Origin of the sequence: Xanthomonas sp. NCPPB 1754 (assembly GCF_041475725.2) — a bacterium.
Classification (GTDB): Bacteria; Pseudomonadota; Gammaproteobacteria; order Xanthomonadales; family Xanthomonadaceae; genus Xanthomonas; species Xanthomonas euvesicatoria.
In genome coordinates, this window is record NZ_CM192982.1 from 4,223,910 (window position 1) to 4,242,440 (window position 18,531).

The window sequence follows — 18,531 nt, forward strand, 5'->3', positions numbered from 1 at the left end:
CGCCCACCGGCAATTGCAGTTCGAGTTCATGCCTGGACATAACGGGGACGCTCCTGATCAAGCTCATGTTCCAGCGCCATGCGCGCCAGCTGGGTGTAGTTAGCACGCGGACCCTGCCCACGGCCGGTGAGCATTCCCTGATAGTCCAGGTCGTGCCAGACCCGGCCGGTCCACTCCACGCAATCTTCAGCAATGACCAGCATCAGCGAGTAGCGGTAATCCAGGCCATTGGCCGCGGTATAGGTGTAGACCGGCGGGAACTGCACGGCCACATCCACCTGGCGCGCCAGTGCAGCCAGATGCTCGCGAAGCGCCGCGCGCGAATCGGCACCGGGCTCCAGCTGCAGCGCGCGTGTGGCCAGGTCCAGGTCGACCTCGCTCTGCAGTGCCACGAAGGCGGCCGCGCCGGAGGCGGGGTTGTGCCCGTGCTGCTTGGCCCAGTCGATGAATTGCAAACGCACATCCGACGGCATGTGAGCCGGCGCCAAAGACGCTGATTTTGTGCGGAAAGTGTGGGTGTCCATGCTGGCGATCTTCCGGGCTGTGCCGTGAAGCGCGGGCGCAGGCGCAGTGAACCCGCCGTCATGGTGTTCCGCAAGCGGATTAACCGCGCGGCAACGTGGTGACGAACCCAGGCGTGCAGCGCGTTGCGGGCGTTCCGAGGCGCCCCCACACTGCGAAAACAGCCGGTACACACCGTACCTTCCGCTTGGAGGCTTTCGATGAAACTTTCCAATCTTTCCGGCGCCAGCCTGCTGCTGGCCGGTGTGCTTGCCGCGACCGGTGCGCAGGCCGGGGTGCGCAACGTCACCGACCCCGATGCGCCGCGCGCGCTTGGCAGCGACGGCAAGGTAGACGTGCGCTGGACCGACCCTGCGCAGTTCTCCGAGATGCGCTTCAGCGGCAACCGTTGGGAGGCGCAACGCGGCGATTGGGTGACCCAGCTGGCCACCCACTTTCAGAAGAGCGCAGCGCGCCAGTTGCCCGATGGCCAGCATCTGAGCGTGACCATTACCGACATCCGCCGCGCCGGCCAGTACGAGCCCTGGCACGGGCCGCGCATGCAGGACGTGCGCGTGGTCAAGGACATCTACCCGCCGCGCCTGAGCTTCACCTACACGCTTACCGGCGCCGATGGCCGCGTGATCGACCAGGGCGAACGCAAGCTGGTGGATTCGGCTTTTCTGATGAGCGGACCGCGCCTGACCGACAGCGATCCGCTGCGCTTCGAAAAGGCGATGATCGACGATTGGGTGCGCAAGCAGTTCCATGGCGATCGCAGTACCGCCGGGTTGTGAGTTGCCGCTGAAAGCCCCTCTAGGGATGCACCTACGCTGAAAGTTTGCCTACTGCCGCCTCACCCACATAGCTCCGCGGCACCCGCTTGAGCCCGCACAGCAGCTGGTAGGCGCTGACGTTGCATTGCGCCGCCAGCGCGCTGACCTGCGGTGCGTCGCCCCACAGCTGCACCGGCGTGCCGATGTCGGCCTGCGGGTGGTCGGTGAGGTCCACGGTGAGCATGTCCATCGAGACGCGACCGATCAACGGGCAGATCTGCCCGTCCACCAGCACCGGGGTGCCGTTGGGCGCGAACTGCGGATAGCCGTCGGCATAGCCCATCGCCACCACGCCGACGCGCGTGGGTCGTTCGGCAACGAAGCGGGCGCCGTAGCCCACCGGCTCGCCGGCCGGCAACTCGCGCACCGAAATGATGCGCGAGCGCAGCGTCATCACCGGACGCAGCTGCGCGGTGTTCTCGGTGTGCTGCGGGAACGGGTTGGCGCCGTACAACATCAGCCCGGGGCGCGACCAATCGTTGCGCAGCGCCGGCCAGCCAAGAAGGCCGGGCGAATTGCGCAGGCTGGTTTCTGCGCGCATGCCGCCGGCGGTGAGCGCAAAGGCCACCGCCTGCTCGTCGGTGCGGCTGCAGTCCAGCTCGTCGGCACGTGCCAGGTGGGTCATCAGCACCAGCGAGGCGATCTGCGGTAGCCCGCGCAGGCGCAACCAGGCGGCGCGGAAATCCTCCGGCGACAGGCCCAGCCGATGCATGCCGCTGTCCATCTTCAACCACACCCGCAACGGCCGCGGGCTCTGGAACTCGGCCAGCGCGCGCACCTGCTGCTGCGTGGCCGCCACCGTCCACAGATCGTGCTCGGCGATCAGGCGCAACTCGTCGTGTTCGAAAAATCCCTCCAGCAACAGGATCGGCGCACGGATGCCGGCCTGGCGCAGTTCCAGCGCCTCTTCGATGCAGGCCACTGCAAAGCCATCGGCTTCCGGCTCCAGCGCCTGCGCGCAGCGCACTGCACCATGCCCGTACGCGTCGGCCTTGACCACCGCCAGCGCCTTGCTGCCGCCCAGGCGCCTGGCCAGGCGGTAGTTGTGGCGCAACGCTTCCAGATCGATCGACGCTTGCGCAGGACGCACTACGCGGCCTCCCGCTGCGCGCGCGCGCTGCGCGGCGACAGGTAGCGGAACACGTCCAGACCTTCGGTATCGATCTCCGGCGTGCGGCCCTGCATGAGGTCGGCCAGGTAGCGCCCCGAACCGCAGGCCATGGTCCAGCCCAGCGTGCCATGCCCGGTGTTGAGGAACAGGTTGGCATAGGGCGTGGCGCCCACCACCGGGGTGCCATCCGGGGTGGCCGGGCGCAGGCCGGTCCAGAACTCGGCCTGGGCCAGATCGCCGCAGCCGGGGAACAGGTCGTTGACGACCATTTCCAGGGTGGCGCGACGACGCGGATTCAACGACAGATCGAAGCCAGCCACCTCGGCCATGCCGCCGACGCGGATGCGGTCGTCGAAACGGGTGAGCGCGATCTTGTAGCTCTCGTCCAGCACGGTGGAGGTCGGCGCGCGCTGCGCATCGACGATCGGGATGGTGAGCGAATAGCCCTTGAGCGGGTACACCGGCAGGTGCAGGCCGAGCGAGAGCAGCAAATCGGCCGAATAGCTGCCCAGCGCCAGCACGTAGCGGTCGGCCGTTTCCATGCGGCCATCGATCTGCACGCCGCTGACCTGGCCGCCGCCGTGCTCCAGCCGCTCGATCTGTTGCCCGTAGCGGAACGTGACCCCCGCCTGCGCGGCCAGTTCGGCCAGGCGCTGGGTAAACAGCCGGCAGTCGCCGGTCTGGTCTTCGGGCAGGCGCAGCGCGCCGGCCATCTGCGCGCCGCCGCCGGCCAGGCCGGGTTCGAACTGCGCGATCTGCGCCGGGCTCAGCAGCTCGTACGGTACGCCGTACTGGGCCAGCACCTCGATGTCCTGCGCGGCCGCATCCAGCTGCTGCTGGGTGCGGAACAACTGCGTGGTGCCAAGCTGGCGGCCTTCGAATTCGATGCCGGTCTCGGCGCGCAGGGCGTTGAGGCAATCGCGGCTGTAGTCGGACATGCGCACCATGCGCGCCTTGTTCACCGCATAGCGTTCGGCGGTGCAGTTGCGCAGCATCTGGCTCAGCCAGGCCAGCTGGCGCAGGTCGCGGGTGGGGCGGATCGACAGCGGTGCGTGCTGCTCGAACAGCCACTTCACCGCCTTGCCGGGAACGCCGGGCGCCGCCCACGGCGAGGTGTAGCCGAACGACAGCTGGCCGGCGTTGGCGTAGCTGGTCTCCAGCGCCGCTGCCGGCTGGCGGTCGACCACGGTCACTTCGCAACCGGCCTGCGCCAGGTACCACGCACTGGTCACGCCGATGACGCCGCTGCCGAGAATGAGCACACGCATGTCGTTCTCCTGGAAAGGGCATTCCCCCACAACCACACGCCGAGGGGGACAGTTAGACGCAGTATATTGCGAGCCAGGCAGTGCCATTTCTGGAATCGGCACGGCTTTGCAGTGAAACTTCCTGCCAAACCCTGCGCAGACAAACCCCATGAGCACCCGCGCCCGCGAGCTGGACAAGATCGACCGCAAGATCCTGCGCATCCTGCAGCAGGAGGGGCGGATTTCGTTCACCGAACTGGGCGAGCGGGTCGGCCTGTCGACCACGCCGTGCACCGAGCGCGTGCGCCGGCTGGAGCGCGACGGCGCCATCACCGGCTATTACGCGCGGCTGGACCCGCACTATCTCAAGGCCAGCCTGCTGGTGTTCGTGGAGATCAGCCTGGCCTACAAGTCCGGCGACATCTTCGAAGAATTCCGCCGCGCCGCGCTGAAGCTGCCCAACGTGCTGGAGTGCCACTTGGTCTCTGGAGACTTCGACTACCTGCTCAAGGCGCGCATCAGCGAGATGGCGTCCTACCGCAAGTTGCTCGGCAGCACCTTGCTGACCATGCCGCATGTGCGCGAATCCAAGAGCTACATCGTGATGGAAGAGGTCAAGGAGACGCTGGCGTTGCCGATCGCCGATTGAGGCGGGGATTCGGAATTCGGAATTCGGAATTCGGAATTCGGAATTCGGGATTCGGGATTCGGGATTCGGGATTCGGGATTCGGGATTGGCGATTGGCGATTGGCGATTGGCGGTTGGCGGTTGGCGGTTGGCGGTTGGCGCATCAGATCGCGCTGCTGCTGTCAGCGCACCACGCGCATGCCATCGCCCGCCGGCACCGCGTCGTAGTAGCGGCCGGTCTTGGTATCCAGCACCCGGTTGGCGCCGGCCGGCTGCATGCCCTGCAGCAGGCGGCCGTTGCGGTCGTAGACCATCGGCTTGGTCGGCGCCACCTGGCTGCCGGCAGGCGCGACCGGCATTTGTGCCGGCCCATGCGTGGGGATGCTCGGCGCGACCGGGCGTTGCCCCAGTTGCGAAGGCACCGGTGCGGCCGAAGGCGCCGGCTGCAGCGCGCGCGGCGGCGTTACCGTGGGCGGGACGGGCGTCGGCGTGGTGATGGGTTGCAAGGTCGTGGATGAGCGCGTGGTGGTGGCCGACTGCGCCGCCACCGCGCCGGTCAGCGCCAGTAGAACGCATAGCAGAACGCGGCGGCTTGATGCGTGGATCGCCATGACAGGCACCTTGTGTGTTCGAGGGTCATGCAGTGATTGGGGCGCAAGGACGCTGCGGCAATGCATGCGACCGGCCAGGGGATGAACGCTTTCGCAAGGTGGTTGCGGTGCGAAGAAGGGCTGCCCCTCCGCCGCAGTGGCGGGCCGCTGGCTGCGTCTCACCGGTTGAACCACCCCGACACTGCCCACATCACGGAAGCAGGCGCCGGCACCCCGCTGGCGAGCGCATGCGAGAGCCCCATGAGCCAGTTCGATCTGACCCCTCCCTCCCCCGCCCAACGCGATGCCCTGATCGCCGGGCTCAGCGACGAGGAACAGCGCGTGCTGCTGCACCATGGCACCGAGGCGCCATTCTGCGGGGTGTTTCTGGACAACAAGCTGGACGGTGTCTACACCTGCCGGCTGTGCGGGCTGCCGCTGTTCCGTTCCAGCGCCAAATTCGAGTCCGGCACCGGCTGGCCGAGCTTCTTTGCGCCCTACGACCCGGCCCATGTGCGCGAGATCCGCGACACCAGCTACGGCATGATCCGCACCGAAATCGTCTGCGCGCGCTGCGACAGCCACCTGGGCCATGTGTTCCCGGACGGCCCGCCGCCCACCGGCGAGCGCCACTGCCTGAACTCGGTCTCGCTGGGCTTCACCGAAAACGGCCAGGCCCTGCCGAACCCGCTGCAGCGCCAAGGCGCCGAGGCGCAACCGGCCTGATGGCGCCGCGTTTGTGGGCCACCGCCGTTGCAGTGCCCGGGAGGAAGTAAACAACGCCTGCCTGCGCTTTGCGCGCCATGACAGGCACCGCCTACAAGCGGCTCGAGCCGGCAATGACGATGTGCAGATCGGTTGCCGGCGCGCGAGACGCAGATACGGCTTGATTTCCATACGGCCGCCCACACGCAGGCTAGGTCCCTGCGGTAAAGCGGTCGCATGCTTAGTCGTAGCAGGCCGTCCCGGCCCGGCGCGCAAGATGCACGCCCTTGGGGTCCCAACCGCCGCAAACACGGCGGCAATCCGAACCAGGCAGGAGTACGCAGATGCACACGTCCTCATCCCTGATGCTCACCGGCCTGCTGGCGGCCGCACTCGCCGGCTGCAGCGCAGGTAGCCCGCCCCCGGCAGCGCAGGCGGGCAAGCCCGCACACGCCCAGCCAGCCGGTGTCCAAACCGATGCCCGCCCGCTTGCCACAGGCACCGACGCCAGCGTGACCGGCCCGCTGCCGCGTCCGGCCAAGACGCCCGCTCCAGCGGCGGCGGCGGCGGCCGACCCCGCGCTTCCCGCGCAGACGGTGGCCTGGCGCTGCGGCCCGCGCACGGTCGCGACACGTTTCGATGCGGCCACCGATGCCCTGCAGCTGACCCTCGACGACCGCAGGCTGATCCTGCTCAGTGCCCAGGCAGCATCCGGGGCGCGCTTTGCCGATGCACAGGGCAACCAATTCTGGGAACACGCCGGCGAAGCGACACTGTCGCTGGCAGGCGGCGAGGCGATCAGATGCGTGCATGAGACCGCCACCACAATCGGTTAGACATTCAGCTACAGCGCGCGTCTTCACGCCATGCGCTTCAAGAATCGGCCGCGCAAGCCGAAACCACTAGCAACCCCAGTTTGCTTCCGGCTGCGCCATGCTCATCATCGTTGGCTTCATCGTCGTCATCGTCAGCGTCCTCGGCGGCTACGTGCTGTCGCACGGAAAGCTGGGCGCGCTGTGGCAGCCGTACGAGCTGATGATCATCGGTGGCGCGGCGTTGGGCGCGTTCCTGGTCAGCACGCCGGGCAAGATCGTCAAGGAAACCCTCAGCGGCATCATGGGCGTGTTCAAGGGCCCGCAGTACAAGTCCGAGGACTACAAGGACACCCTGAGCCTGATCTACGAACTGCTGAACAAGGCGCGCCGCGACGGCTTCATGGCGCTGGAAGACCACGTCGAAAAGCCGCAGGACAGCACCATCTTCGGCAACTACCCCAAGGTGGTGGCCGACCATCACCTGCTGGACTTCATCACCGACTGCCTGCGCCTGATGATCGGCAGCAACATCGAGCCGCACGAGCTGGAACCGCTGCTCGAACTGGAACTGGAAAAACACCACCACGAAGCCCTGGCGCCGTCGCATGCGCTGAGCAAGGTCTCCGACGGCCTGCCCGGCTTCGGCATCGTGGCCGCGGTGCTCGGCATCGTGATCACCATGGGCTCGATCGGCGGGCCGATCGAGGAGATCGGCCACCACGTCGGCGCCGCGCTGGTCGGCACCTTCCTCGGCATCCTGCTGGCCTACGGCTTCGTCTCGCCGTTGTCGGCGGCGATGGAAGCGCGGGCCGAGCAGGACGGGCGCATCTATGAAGCGGTCAAGACCGCGCTGCTGGCCTGCCTGCGTGGCTACAACCCGAAGATCGCGCTGGAATTCGCGCGCAAGACCCTGCCCTCCAACGTGCGTCCGAGCTTCGGCGATTTCGAAACGCACCTGAAGACAATCAAGTAGGGCCGCGGTCATGGCCGAGGCCAAATCCACCGTCATCATCCGACGGGTCAAGAAGGTACAGGGTGGCGGCCATCATGGCGGCGCCTGGAAGGTGGCGTTTGCCGACTTCGTGACCGCGATGATGGCCTTCTTCCTGGTGCTGTGGCTGATGGCCGCCACCACCAAGGAACAGCGCGCGGCGATCTCCGAATACTTCCGCAACCCCAGCCCGCTGTCCGGCAAATCGCCGGCGCCTTCGCCCGGCATGAACGGACCCGGTGGCGCCAGCACCTCGATGATCAAGCTCGGCGGTACCGCCGACATGGCCAAGGGACAGAAGGACGAAATGGGCCGCAAGCGCGACAACGCGGCCGATACCGACGTGGACAGCCGCGCCAAGGACAAGAGGCGCCTGGAAGCGCTGATGCAGGACCTGAAGGAGGCCATCGACAAGAGCCAGGCGCTGGAGCCGTTCAAGGACCAGCTGCTGCTGGACCTCACGCCCGATGGCCTGCGCATCCAGATCGTGGACAAGCAGAACCGCCCGATGTTCGACATCGGCCGCGACCAGCTCAAGCCGTATACGGTGGCGATCCTGCGCGAGCTGTCCAGCTTCATCAACCAGGTGCCCAACCACATCAGCATCACCGGCCATACCGACACCACCGCCTACAGCAGCGATGCCGGCTACACCAACTGGGAACTCAGCGCCGACCGCGCCAATGCCGCGCGCCGCGCCCTGGTGGCCGGGGGCATGTCCGATGCCAAGGTGACGCGTGTGGTGGGGCTGTCCTCGTCGGTGCTGTTCGACAAGACCGATCCGCAGAACCCGATCAACCGCCGCATCAGTATCGTGGTGATGACCCAGGACGCCGAAAACGCAGCGCTGGCCGGCGCAGACCAGGGCGTGGCACTGGGCAAGTCGCTGCACGATGCCGACACCCAGGTGCCGGATCTGAGCGGCGCCGCGGCCACCGGCACCGCCACCGTGGGGACGCCTGCCGAAAGCGCAAAACCGGCCGCGGCCCCGCCAGTCGCCGCCGCCGCGGCTGCGACCCCGGCTCCGGCCCTGGCATCGGCAGGAACTGCTGCTGCGCGTCCGGCAGGACCGCGCATGTCGTCCAGCGCGCAGGTGGCCTCTGCCACGGCGCTCGCCAAAGCGGCCGAAGCGGCGGTGGAGAAGCGGTAGTTCGGGGCAGCCAGGCGTGTGAGGCACCGGCCGCAATTGCTGGACCCGCCAGGAAGTCGCCCCCCCCCCCCCCCGGAACATGGCCTGCGGTTGTTCGGGCTTGGGGCGTCCTGGTGGCGGCTCTCAGGTCGGTGCCTGCGGAGACGGTGCCCCCCGGCGGCCGGTTCGCATCCACGGGCCAACTCCGCTACGCATCGCATCGTGCGGCGCACGCTCTAGAATGGCCGGCCATTCCCAGCGTCGAGAACACCGTGTCCCGTAATTCCAAGGCCAAGCGCGACAAGCGCAAGAAGCAGCAGCCCAAGCGCCCCTTCGTCCGTCTGGGCCAGGCGCCCCAGGTCACCAACCATGCCGTGCTGCAGGACGCCGATGGCCGCGTGGTCGCCGCGATCGGCCTGCAGGGTGGCAGCGAGTGGATGCTGTCGATCGGCGGCCAGACCATGGGCAGCGCCGACAACCCGGTCCCGATGCTGGCCATGCTCAAGCACCTGGCCAACCTGCAGGAAGCCGAAGGCAAGACCATTTCGCTGGAATATTCGACCCAGCTGCAGCAGATGATCGACGACCTGGCCGCCGACGAAGGCCAGACCGCCGAGGAATACCTGACCAAGCTGGTGTCCGAGTTCCAGAACGCCGATGCGGATGAAGACGGCGAGGCGGAAGACGCAGCACAGGACGCCGGCACCGAGGCCGGTGCTGACGACGCGGCTGAAGACGACACTGCCGGCGCCACCGACAGTGCTGCAGATGCCAGCGACCAGGCTTCCGACGCTGCAGCGGACGCGCCCGACGGCGACAGCGCCGGCAAGAAGCCGAAGAAGTCCAAGAAGGCCTGACCCGGCCGATGGCCGTCTACGTCGACGATGCGGTGCACCTGTGGCGCGACCAGCGCTGGGCGCACCTGCTCGGCGATACGCTGGACGAGCTGCATGCCATGGCGGCGCGGCTGGGCATTCCCCGCCGCGCCTTCCAGAACAAACTCAGCGGTGCGCACTACGCCGTGCCCGCGCCGCTGCGCCTTGAGGCCATTGCCCTGGGCGCCATTCCCATCTCCCGCCACACCGACCGCGCACTGCTCAAGGGCTTGATCGCCAATGCGCGGGCGCAGGCGCGCGGCCAGGCGCCTTGAGAACCGGGATTGGGGAGTGGAGATTCGGGATTCGCAAGTGCCGGGCGATTGCGGCGATCACGTGCGCATAAGCACATCGGGAGGCCTGATTTGAACGCACGAGCAAGGCCATTTCCATCACGCGTCATGCCGGCAAGCGTGCTCCCAACCAAGCAGCGCATCTGTCTTGCTGCCGCTTGCCCAAACTTTCCGACCAGCCAGTGCGCGCATCAGCGTGGCGAACAAAACGTTGTGAACAGCCGTCAGGCGGATGCGAACGCCGCGGTGGTCCACCGATTCCGAGCAACAGCCGCACTCGCTCGGCGTCCGCACAGCCTGATGAGTGCGGCTTTACGTTTGTCGCAATTCAGCGCGCGCAAAGATCGACTCACGCGACAGCAAGCACGGGACCGCCCCTGCGAATCCCGAATGCCAAATCCCCAATCCCAACCCTCAGAACGCCTCATTCCCGAGCCGCACTTCCACCCCCAGCAACGAGGTCAGCGCCAGCATGGCGTCGTCGTCGCGGCTGAGCGCAATCCAGCCGGCGTAGGCGTCGCCACCGGTGTTCCAGTTCCACAGCGAGTAGCCGTGCTCGCGCAGGCGATCGAATGCCACCGCCATCAAGTCGGGGACCTCCAGGTTGCCGGCGAAGTCTTCGTCGTCCAGGTCGCCGCCCCAATCGATGCGCAGGTTCCAGCGCGCACTGAGTTCGTCGATGGCGGCGATGAACGCATCGGCGTCCTTCCAGTCCACATAGAAACCCGAGCGCCAATCGATCACGTCCTTCAGCGCCCACAACCAGGCATCGTCGCCGTCGTCGCCATCGGTCCCGGCCTGCGTTTCGCGCCAGGCGTCGAACTGGGCCAGCGCGGTGTCCTCGTCGCCGGGGTTGATCAGCACCAGCAGGTTCCACACCCGCGCGGGATGGTCATCCACATCGTCTTCGTCGCCCTCGGGCTGCAGGCCTTCGTCGTCTTCGTAGTCGGCACTGTTGTCAGGCATTGCGGTCTCGTTTGCTGGAGTGCAGGGGCATAAAGTGTGAGGCCTGACGGCGCGCAAGCAAACCGATGAGCGCACGTCGTTGCGTCGCCGGGGCTGGTCTTCCCGGCGCAGGCCCGTATCCTGTGCGGCCGAAGACGGCTATCCCGGCCGCCATGACGCCTTTCCCATGAGCGATACCCCTCCCGATCACCTGGCCATCGACGCACGCAGCCCGTTCCACAACGCCGATGCCCTCAACCGCGGCGTCGGCGTGCGCTTCAACGGTATCGAACGCGACAACGTGGAGGAATACTCGGTCAGCGAAGGCTGGATCAAGGTGCAGGTCGGCAAGGCACGCGACCGTCGTGGCAACCCGATGACGATGAAGATCAAGGGCGCTGTGGTGGCCTATTACCTGGACACCAAAGATGGCGCCAAACCGGCTGCCGAGTAAGAGCGGCTGACCAAACGACTTCACGCTGTTCCATTGCAGAGCTGCTGAGCGGCGAGTTTGCTACAGGCTCCTTGCCTGCCCACCATCGCCGGACACGCTGCAAGTACGTCCTTAACAAGCTCTTACGCGGCATCCATGCCGCGTAAGGTCCGGCGACGGTAGGCGGGCAAGCACCTGTCGAGAGTGTCGGTCCGCAGGGTTCAAGCAAAGCAATCGACCAACTTTCTAGCGCGGTGCCCTTGTCGCTTGCGGGACCGTGTGGCGGCATGGATGTCGCCACCGAGCTTACATGGACGTACTTGCGGCGTGTCCCGCGAGCGGCGAGGGCACCGCGCCCTCGCCTCGCTCACCGTTCGACCCGGACCTCTGGCCGCATCCACCAAACTGCGGCGACAAACACCACTGCCTTCACCACTCACGCCTTGAGCCGATAGCCGCTGCGGAAGATCGCCGCCACCACGCCCAGGCACGCCAGCAGGAACAGGAACGTCATGCCGGTGCTCACCGCGATATGCACATCGGCCTTGCCATAGAAGCTCCAGCGGAAGCCGCTGATCAGATACACCACCGGGTTGAACAGGGTGACCTTCTGCCACAACGGCGGCAGCATGTTGATCGAATAGAAACTGCCGCCAAGGAAGGTCAGCGGCGTCACCACCATCAGCGGAATCACCTGCAGTTTTTCGAAGCCATCGGCCCAGATGCCGATGATGAAACCGAACAGGCTGAAGGTCAGCGCGGTGAGCACCAGAAAGCCCAGCATCCACACCGGGTGCGCGATCTCGTACGGCACGAACAGCCGCGCGGTCAGCAGGATCAACAACCCCAGCATCACCGATTTGGTCGCCGCCGCGCCCACGTAGCCGATCACGATTTCCCACCACGCCACCGGCGCGGACAGCACCTCGTAGATGGTGCCGGCCCAGCGCGGCATGTAGATGCCGAACGAAGCATTGGAGATGCTCTCGTTGAGCAGCGACAACATCACCAGGCCGGGAATGATGAAGGCGCCGTAGCTGATGCCGTCGATATCGCCCATGCGCGAACCGATCGCCGCGCCGAACACCACGAAGTACAGCGAGGTCGACAACACCGGCGAGGCGATCGACTGGGTCAGCGTGCGGAAGGCGCGCGCCATTTCGAAGCGGTAGATCGCCGCAATCGCATGCAGGTTCATGCGCGCACCTCCTGCTGACGTGCGCCATGCACCAGGTTGACGAAGATCTCTTCCAGCGAACTCTCGCTGGAATGCAGGTCCTTGAAGTCGATGCCCTGCTCGTTGAGCCGGCGCAGCAGCGCACCGATGCCGGTCTGCTCGGCCTGGGTATCGAAGGTGTAGATCAAGGCGTTGCCGTCGGCGGCCAACTCCAGCGGCAGGTCGGCCAGCGCGGCGGGCAGCGCCTGCAACGGCGCCTGCAGGCTCAACGTGAGCTGTTTCTTGCCCAGCTTGCGCATCAGCGTGTGCTTGTCTTCTACCAGCACCAGCTCGCCGCGATTGATGACACCGACGCGGTCGGCCATGTCTTCGGCCTCTTCGATGTAGTGGGTGGTCAGGATGATGGTGGTGCCCTGCTCGCGCAGCCGCCGCACCATCTGCCACATGTCGTGACGCAGCTCCACGTCCACACCGGCCGTGGGCTCGTCCAGGAACAGGATGCGCGGCTCGTGGGCGAGCGCCTTGGCGATCAGCACACGCCGCTTCATGCCGCCGGAGAGCGTGGAAATCTTGTTGTTGCGTTTCTCCCACAGCGAGAGCTCGCGCAGGATGGTTTCCAGGTACTGCGGATTGGCCGGCTTGCCGAACAGGCCGCGGCTGAAACGCACCGTGGCCCACACCGTTTCGAACGCATCGGTGGCCAGTTCCTGCGGCACCAGGCCGATGCTGGCACGCGCGGCGCGGTAGTCGCGCACGATGTCGTGCCCGTCGGCCAGCACAGTGCCGGAGCTGGGGTTGATCAAGCCGCAGATGATGCTGATCAAGGTGGTCTTGCCGGCGCCGTTGGGGCCGAGCAGCGCGAAGATCTCGCCGCGCCGGATCTCAAGATCCACCTGTTTGAGCGCCTGGAAACCGCCGGCGTAGGTCTTGCTCAAGCCCTGGATGGAGACGATCGAAGTCATGGGTCTGGCACGGGAGGATAAGCGCCACAGGGTAGGCCGTGCGCCATGAAAATGGCAGCAGTGCGAGTGGGATGGTGTCTCCCGACACGCATGCAGGAGCGTGAGCGAACTGGGCTGCGCACGCACGCTGCATCTCGGTGTTGGCGTATCTCTATGCAGGAGCGCGCCTGAGCGCGATGGGGCTTGCCCGCCAACGCCCCATCGCGCCCAGGTGCGCTCCTACCCAAACACGGCAACCGCCTTGGCTCTTGCGATTCCCCACTCCCGATTCCCGATTCCCGCGCGCATCAGCGCGCTCACGCGCGCTTGCGCGACTCGATCAGATCCAGATTGCGCACCAGCCGCCGCGACAGGTCGTCGGAAATTTCGCGTCGTCGCGCAAGCTTGAACAGCTCATTGCGCTCGGCCACCAAGGCCGCATGGCGAAACTGGCGCAGCGCCTTTTCGTAGGCAACCGCCTCTTCCGGATCGGTCTCGGCCATGTCCACCGCGCCGAGCTTGCGCTGATAGCGCTGGCTCACCTGGTTGGCCGCCGCGTTGTAGCGCTCGGCATGCTTGCTGTCTTCCACCAGCCGCTGGCGCAGCTTTTCCACTGCATCCAGCGCCGCCTGCGAAGCGGCCTTGACGGCTAGGTCTTCCTTGAGCTGCTCGTCTTCTTCTTCGGGCAACTCCAGCCCGCGCAACAGCCGCGGCAATGCGACGCTGGCCACCAGCAACGACACCAGAATGACCGAGGCCGCCAGGAAGATCGCCAACTGACGGGCCGGGAAGGGCGAGCCGTCCTCCAGCATCAACGGCAGCGTGAGCACGCCGGCCAGGGTGATGGCACCGCGCACGCCGGCCAGCGACACCGCCACCACGATGCGCCAAGGCGGACTGACGTGCGCCTCGCCGCGTCGCTGCGCCTTGAAGATATTCCAGCGCAACGACAGGAACACCCACACAAAACGCAACGCCATCAGGCTGAGACTGATGGTGGCCACGTACACCGCCAGCCACCAGGGATTGAGGTGCCCGGCCTCCTGCACGCTGCGCACCGCGCCGTCCAGGATGCCCGGCAACTGCTCGCCCAGCAGCACGAAGATGATGCCGTTGAAGGTGAACTGCACCGTGTCCCACACCGCCGAACGCTGCAGGCGCATATTGCCCGGCGCATTGCCGGCCATTTCCACGTAGCTCATGGTGATGCCGGCGGCCACTGCGGCCAGGATGCCGGAGGCATGGAAGGCTTCGGCCAGCAGATACGCCGCAAACGGGGTAAGCAGGTTGACCAGGATCGCCGAACCGGGCTCCTCGCCGAAATGCCGCCAGATCCAGGCCTGGATGCGGCTCAACCCAAAGGTCGTCGCCACGCCCAGGGCCAGGCCGGCCAGCGCCACCCACAGAAAGGTCAGCGAAGCGGCCGCCACCGAGAAGGTGCCGGTCAGCACCGCTGCCACCGCGAACTGGAAACACACCAGGCCCGAGGCGTCGTTGAGCAGCGACTCGCCTTCCAGAATGTGCATCAGGCGCTTGGGGATCGGCACCTTGGAGGCGATCGAAGACACCGCCACCGGGTCGGTTGGCGAAATGATCGCTGCCAGCGCAAACGCCACGGCCAGCGGCATCGCCGGTATCAGCCAATGGATGAAGAAGCCGGCACCAATCACGGTGAAGATGACCAGCCCCAACGCCAGTTCCAGAATGGCCGCCTTGTCGCGGAACAGGCCTTGTTTGGGAATGCGCCAGCCATCCAGAAACAGCAGTGGCGGCAGGAACAACAGGAAGAACAGCTCCGGTTCCAGCTCGTGCCCGGCATCGAAGACGCCGGAGACCACCGCGCCCAGCGCGATCTGGACCAACGGCAGCGGCAACGAAAACGGCAGGATGCGGATGAGGTAACCGCTGGCCGCGACCGCCAGCAACATGGCGAGGACGACATCGATCGAATGCATGAAGAACCCGGAATGAAGAAACGGCCGCACGCGCGGCATCGCATATTGCGACGCACAACAACGCACCTACCGGACCATACCGTGTTGCACCCGGTGATGAAAACCACCGCATTGCCTCGCACCTTGGCAGGTTGGGCGATGCGGCAGGGTTGTTGCGGATCGGTTCAATCGGCCGGCGTCCGATACGCTGGCGAATGGAGGCAGGCGCGGTGACGCGCTTCAAGTGCGCGCCCTGCGGCAAACCGATCGTGCAGCGACGCGATGGCGAGCGGCTGCGGCTCGATCGGTGACGAACGATGCAATGACGCACAGGCGTTTCCGCAACCGCAGCCGGCATGTTGGACACACGCACGTCTGCGTCGGCCGCAGTACATGAACGCTCGATCCGATCGCGCCGAGGACATGTCGCGCCCACGGCATCGAAGGGCGTTGCGCATCGCCTTGCCGCTTTCTTGAAACGCCACGGACCATCGCGCTGTAGCCACGGATGACACGCGAGCGCGTGCGGGTGCAGCGACCGCTGTCGTATCGCTGTCGGTCGTGGCCCACGCGGGCACCAGCCACCTGTGACGCCACCATCACCACGCCAAACGTGGTGATGAATGTCAAAGCAGCGTGATGCATCCGGCCGTTTCGCAGGTGCGTATTGACGCTACGGTTGCCATCCAGGCGATCGCCAACCCAAAAGGATCGATGACTCATGAAGACTTCATTCCAGTCGCTTGCCGTTGCCACCGCCATCGCCCTGAGCAGCGCCATGGCTCCCGCCTATGCTGCGTCCAATCCGACCGTTGGCGGCGCGCCGATGCTGGCGACCAAGGACATTGTCGACAACGCGGTCAACTCCAAGGACCACACCACGCTGGTCGCTGCCGTCAAAGCCGCCGGCCTGGTCGACACGCTGAAGGGCCCGGGGCCGTTCACCGTGTTCGCACCGACCAATGCGGCCTTCTCGGCACTGCCGGCCGGCACCGTCGACACCTTGCTGAAGCCCGAATCCAAGGCGACGCTGACCAAGGTGCTGACCTATCACGTGGTGCCGGGCAAGGTGGATGCTGCTTCGCTGATCGCCAAGATCAAGGCCGGCGGCGGCAGCGCCACGCTGACCACGGTGCAGGGCGAACCGCTGACCGCAAAGCTCAATGGCAAAAAGGTCACCATCACCGACGTCAAGGGCAATACCGCCAACGTCACCATTGCCGACGTCATGCAGAGCAATGGCGTGATCCACGTGGTGGACAAGGTGCTGATGCCGTAATGGCCTGCCGTCGCACTGCGACGCGTCGCGGCTGACGCAGGCACGCTGCCATCGGCGGAACGTGGTTTTTCCGCCGATGGCGCAGCGCTTTCATGCAGCGCGTCACGGCGTCAAAGGCGCTGTTTCAAGGAGTGCTTCCGTCGATGAGGCAACCGTCCGGCAGGCGCAGACGTTGCCCGGCATCGACACACACACGATGCCTTGGCCATTTCGGCACCGGGCAACCAAGGGCAATGCCTGACGGCTGCCCGCCAGGCTCTGCTTGGCACTGTCGATCAGCATCTGTGCGATACGGATCTACGGTGGATGGCAGTCGATCTGCGAACGCACGACCGAAGGCAAGGCGTGGTTCAACATGCTGTGTGTCGCGCGAGCCAGCCTCCAGCGACCGCAATCAAACCGTCAAGCGGCGGTGATGGAGTGACCGGCGTGCCGGTGGCTCCGCTTGGTGTCCTGATTCTCCGACACCGTGCGCGTGCCCTTGCACGCGTATTTTTTTGCCCGTGCGACGCGCGGTTTCCCTATCTCGACTGATCGCTGGACGGCGGCGGTGGATCCAGCAATCGACGGAGATCTTCGACAAATCCGCGATACCCTTCTTCGCGCGCATCGGTCGATGGCTGGCGCAACACCCAGGACGGATGCACCGTGGTCAACACCGGCGTGCCGTCGTCCAGGCGGTGCCATTGCCCGCGCTCGCGCATCAATCGGAAGCTGCTTCCCAATATCGCTTGCGCCGCAGTCGCGCCCAGGCAGACGATCTGCGCCGGACGCAATTGCGCCCGTTCGGCCTGCAACCACCCGCTACAGGCCTGTACATGGGTGCGCTCGGGATTGCGATGCAGCCGCCGTTTGCCGCGCTGCTCGAAACGGAAATGCTTGACCGCATTGGTGACATAGAACTTCTCGCGGTCCACACCCAGCTCGCCCAACGCCATGTTGAACAGGCGCCCGGCAGGCCCGACAAACGGACGACCGCTCAAGTCCTCTTCATCGCCAGGCTGCTCGCCGATCACCATCACCGACGCATCGTCGGGTCCTTCGCCGAACACCGTTTGCGTTGCCGGTTGCCACAGCTCGCAACGCCGGCAATCGCGTGCGGCAGTGCGCAACTGGGCCAGGCTTTGGGTGGCCACGTCCGGCAGTGGCGCAGGCGCCGCCGGCACCCGTCGCCGTACCGGCTCGGGCGCGCGCTCGGCCATCTCGCGCACGCGCACGCCGGCTTCACGGATCAGCTCCGGCAACAGCGTGGCTTCGGGCAGGTTCTTCCAATATTTCTGCGGCATTTCCTGCCGCATCATGGTCGGGTTGAGCCGCGCCGGGTTGAAGATATGCGCGTAGTACGTGCGCCAGAGCGTCTCCTGCGCATCGTCGGCCGGGACCTGGGTGCGCACCGCGCCTTCGCCAAAGGCCAACGCCTGCCCATCCCAACGCACGCTGCGGTACGGGGTCAGGATCGCCCCGCGCATGCCGGCAAACCGACGCGCAAAAAACGGCGCCACGCGATCCACGATCCATTGCTCGGGCTCGAACCAGGACACGAAGTCTTCTTCTTCCCCGGGCAGGCGGCGAAAGCGCACGAAGGCCTTCATCTTGTGCGTATCGCGCTGCACCGCTTTTTGCCACTGCCGTAGCCGGTGCACATCCACATCGGTGGCGCGCTCCAGCAAGGCTTTTTCTCCAGAGGCAACGCGCCACAGCAAGCGATACAACACGGCATGCCGTTGCGGGTCGCGGTGACACAGCACCGAGGCCGCCAGCTGCATGAAATCTGCAGAGACCCGTGGTGGAGGCACCACAGCCGGCAACGCCAACAGGTCCTGCCCCATCAGCAAGCCGCCCTGCGCCCCGCCATTCCAGGCCACATCGTCCGGCTCCACCTGCGCGCACCAGCCCGCCCGCGCCAACGCGCGCCACGCCTCAAAACTCCACGGCGGCTCCACCTCAGCGCTGAACATCGCTCACACCGCACTCCCCAGAGACTAACGCCACCATCAACACCAAGACCCTATCGCCGCTGCTATTGCTATTGCTATTGCTATTGCTATTGCTATTGCTATTGCTATGGCCGTGGCCGTGGCCGTGGCCGTGGCCGTGGCCG

The 18,531-nt window shown here is 66.0% G+C and carries 19 protein-coding genes; 10 read left to right on the forward strand and 9 right to left on the reverse strand.

All coding sequences use genetic code 11. The features are described from left to right. Window positions 1-26: 26 nt before the first annotated feature. A complete protein-coding gene (locus tag ACCQ15_RS18130; protein WP_008578031.1) occupies window positions 27-473 on the reverse strand; it encodes a hypothetical protein in 447 nt (148 codons plus the stop codon). Between the two features lie 249 nt (window positions 474-722). Here ACCQ15_RS18130 and ACCQ15_RS18135 point away from each other — a divergent pair, with 249 nt between their 5' ends. Next, the gene (locus tag ACCQ15_RS18135; RefSeq protein ID WP_136733221.1) at window positions 723-1,298 is read left to right on the forward strand and encodes a DUF3016 domain-containing protein; all 576 of its coding nucleotides are present in this window, start codon (window positions 723-725) and stop codon (window positions 1,296-1,298) included. Between the two features lie 31 nt (window positions 1,299-1,329). Here ACCQ15_RS18135 and alr read toward each other — a convergent pair whose 3' ends face one another. Beyond that, entirely contained in the window at window positions 1,330-2,427 is a 1,098-nt protein-coding gene (alr, locus tag ACCQ15_RS18140; RefSeq protein WP_218489805.1) for an alanine racemase, read from the reverse strand. Continuing rightward, window positions 2,427-3,716 carry a D-amino acid dehydrogenase gene (locus ACCQ15_RS18145; RefSeq protein WP_136733219.1) on the reverse strand — a complete coding sequence of 430 codons (1,290 nt, stop codon included), beginning with the start codon at window positions 3,714-3,716 and terminating at the stop codon, window positions 2,427-2,429. Before ACCQ15_RS18145 ends, alr begins: the two co-directional genes overlap by 1 nt. 148 nt (window positions 3,717-3,864) lie before the next feature. On the opposite strand from ACCQ15_RS18145, the gene ACCQ15_RS18150 reads away from it, so the two are divergent. Continuing rightward, a complete protein-coding gene (locus ACCQ15_RS18150) occupies window positions 3,865-4,344 on the forward strand; it encodes an Lrp/AsnC ligand binding domain-containing protein (RefSeq protein ID WP_007963043.1) in 480 nt (159 codons plus the stop codon). 161 nt (window positions 4,345-4,505) lie between these two features. Here the strand turns inward: ACCQ15_RS18150 and ACCQ15_RS18155 are convergent, their stop codons facing one another. After that, a complete protein-coding gene (locus ACCQ15_RS18155) occupies window positions 4,506-4,934 on the reverse strand; it encodes a hypothetical protein (RefSeq protein WP_057680898.1) in 429 nt (142 codons plus the stop codon). A 240-nt stretch (window positions 4,935-5,174) separates the two neighbouring features. Between ACCQ15_RS18155 and msrB the strand changes: the two genes are divergently transcribed. From msrB to ACCQ15_RS18185, 6 genes are all read left to right on the forward strand, one after another. Then, window positions 5,175-5,639: a peptide-methionine (R)-S-oxide reductase MsrB gene (gene msrB / locus ACCQ15_RS18160; protein WP_011348688.1), complete on the forward strand. Its 465-nt coding sequence runs from the start codon at window positions 5,175-5,177 to the stop codon at window positions 5,637-5,639. Between the two features lie 323 nt (window positions 5,640-5,962). Further along, window positions 5,963-6,454, forward strand: coding sequence for an MliC family protein (locus tag ACCQ15_RS18165; protein ID WP_011348689.1), 492 nt, complete (start codon window positions 5,963-5,965; stop codon window positions 6,452-6,454). A 97-nt stretch (window positions 6,455-6,551) separates the two neighbouring features. After that, window positions 6,552-7,406: a flagellar motor stator protein MotA gene (gene motA, locus ACCQ15_RS18170; protein ID WP_008573335.1), complete on the forward strand. Its 855-nt coding sequence runs from the start codon at window positions 6,552-6,554 to the stop codon at window positions 7,404-7,406. 10 nt (window positions 7,407-7,416) lie between these two features. Then, window positions 7,417-8,574: a flagellar motor protein MotB gene (motB, locus tag ACCQ15_RS18175; RefSeq protein WP_005911263.1), complete on the forward strand. Its 1,158-nt coding sequence runs from the start codon at window positions 7,417-7,419 to the stop codon at window positions 8,572-8,574. A 251-nt stretch (window positions 8,575-8,825) separates the two neighbouring features. Continuing rightward, window positions 8,826-9,410 (forward strand): hypothetical protein, encoded by a 585-nt coding sequence (locus tag ACCQ15_RS18180; protein WP_218499142.1) that lies wholly within the window; start codon window positions 8,826-8,828, stop codon window positions 9,408-9,410. Window positions 9,411-9,418: 8 nt separating this feature from the next. Beyond that, the gene (locus ACCQ15_RS18185) at window positions 9,419-9,703 is read left to right on the forward strand and encodes a DUF4031 domain-containing protein (protein WP_372380878.1); all 285 of its coding nucleotides are present in this window, start codon (window positions 9,419-9,421) and stop codon (window positions 9,701-9,703) included. A gap of 432 nt (window positions 9,704-10,135) precedes the next feature. Here the strand turns inward: ACCQ15_RS18185 and ACCQ15_RS18190 are convergent, their stop codons facing one another. After that, the gene (locus ACCQ15_RS18190) at window positions 10,136-10,687 is read right to left on the reverse strand and encodes a DUF6630 family protein (RefSeq protein WP_008573331.1); all 552 of its coding nucleotides are present in this window, start codon (window positions 10,685-10,687) and stop codon (window positions 10,136-10,138) included. A gap of 166 nt (window positions 10,688-10,853) precedes the next feature. Here ACCQ15_RS18190 and ACCQ15_RS18195 point away from each other — a divergent pair, with 166 nt between their 5' ends. Further along, window positions 10,854-11,120, forward strand: coding sequence for a DUF3297 family protein (locus ACCQ15_RS18195; protein ID WP_008573330.1), 267 nt, complete (start codon window positions 10,854-10,856; stop codon window positions 11,118-11,120). A 415-nt stretch (window positions 11,121-11,535) separates the two neighbouring features. Here the strand turns inward: ACCQ15_RS18195 and ACCQ15_RS18200 are convergent, their stop codons facing one another. The 3 genes from ACCQ15_RS18200 to ACCQ15_RS18210 all read right to left on the reverse strand — a co-directional run bounded on the left by ACCQ15_RS18200 (window position 11,536) and on the right by ACCQ15_RS18210 (window position 15,211). Further along, window positions 11,536-12,297 carry an ABC transporter permease gene (locus ACCQ15_RS18200; RefSeq protein ID WP_008573329.1) on the reverse strand — a complete coding sequence of 254 codons (762 nt, stop codon included), beginning with the start codon at window positions 12,295-12,297 and terminating at the stop codon, window positions 11,536-11,538. After that, window positions 12,294-13,238: an ABC transporter ATP-binding protein gene (locus ACCQ15_RS18205; RefSeq protein WP_008573328.1), complete on the reverse strand. Its 945-nt coding sequence runs from the start codon at window positions 13,236-13,238 to the stop codon at window positions 12,294-12,296. Before ACCQ15_RS18205 ends, ACCQ15_RS18200 begins: the two co-directional genes overlap by 4 nt. A 296-nt stretch (window positions 13,239-13,534) precedes the next feature. Continuing rightward, the gene (locus ACCQ15_RS18210; RefSeq protein WP_008573327.1) at window positions 13,535-15,211 is read right to left on the reverse strand and encodes a Na+/H+ antiporter; all 1,677 of its coding nucleotides are present in this window, start codon (window positions 15,209-15,211) and stop codon (window positions 13,535-13,537) included. Between the two features lie 661 nt (window positions 15,212-15,872). On the opposite strand from ACCQ15_RS18210, the gene ACCQ15_RS18215 reads away from it, so the two are divergent. Beyond that, window positions 15,873-16,430, forward strand: a complete 558-nt coding sequence (locus ACCQ15_RS18215; RefSeq protein ID WP_008573326.1) for a fasciclin domain-containing protein — start codon at window positions 15,873-15,875, stop codon at window positions 16,428-16,430. Between the two features lie 521 nt (window positions 16,431-16,951). Here ACCQ15_RS18215 and ACCQ15_RS18220 read toward each other — a convergent pair. Next, a complete protein-coding gene (locus tag ACCQ15_RS18220) occupies window positions 16,952-18,388 on the reverse strand; it encodes a UdgX family uracil-DNA binding protein (protein ID WP_372380879.1) in 1,437 nt (478 codons plus the stop codon). Window positions 18,389-18,531: the final 143 nt, after the last annotated feature.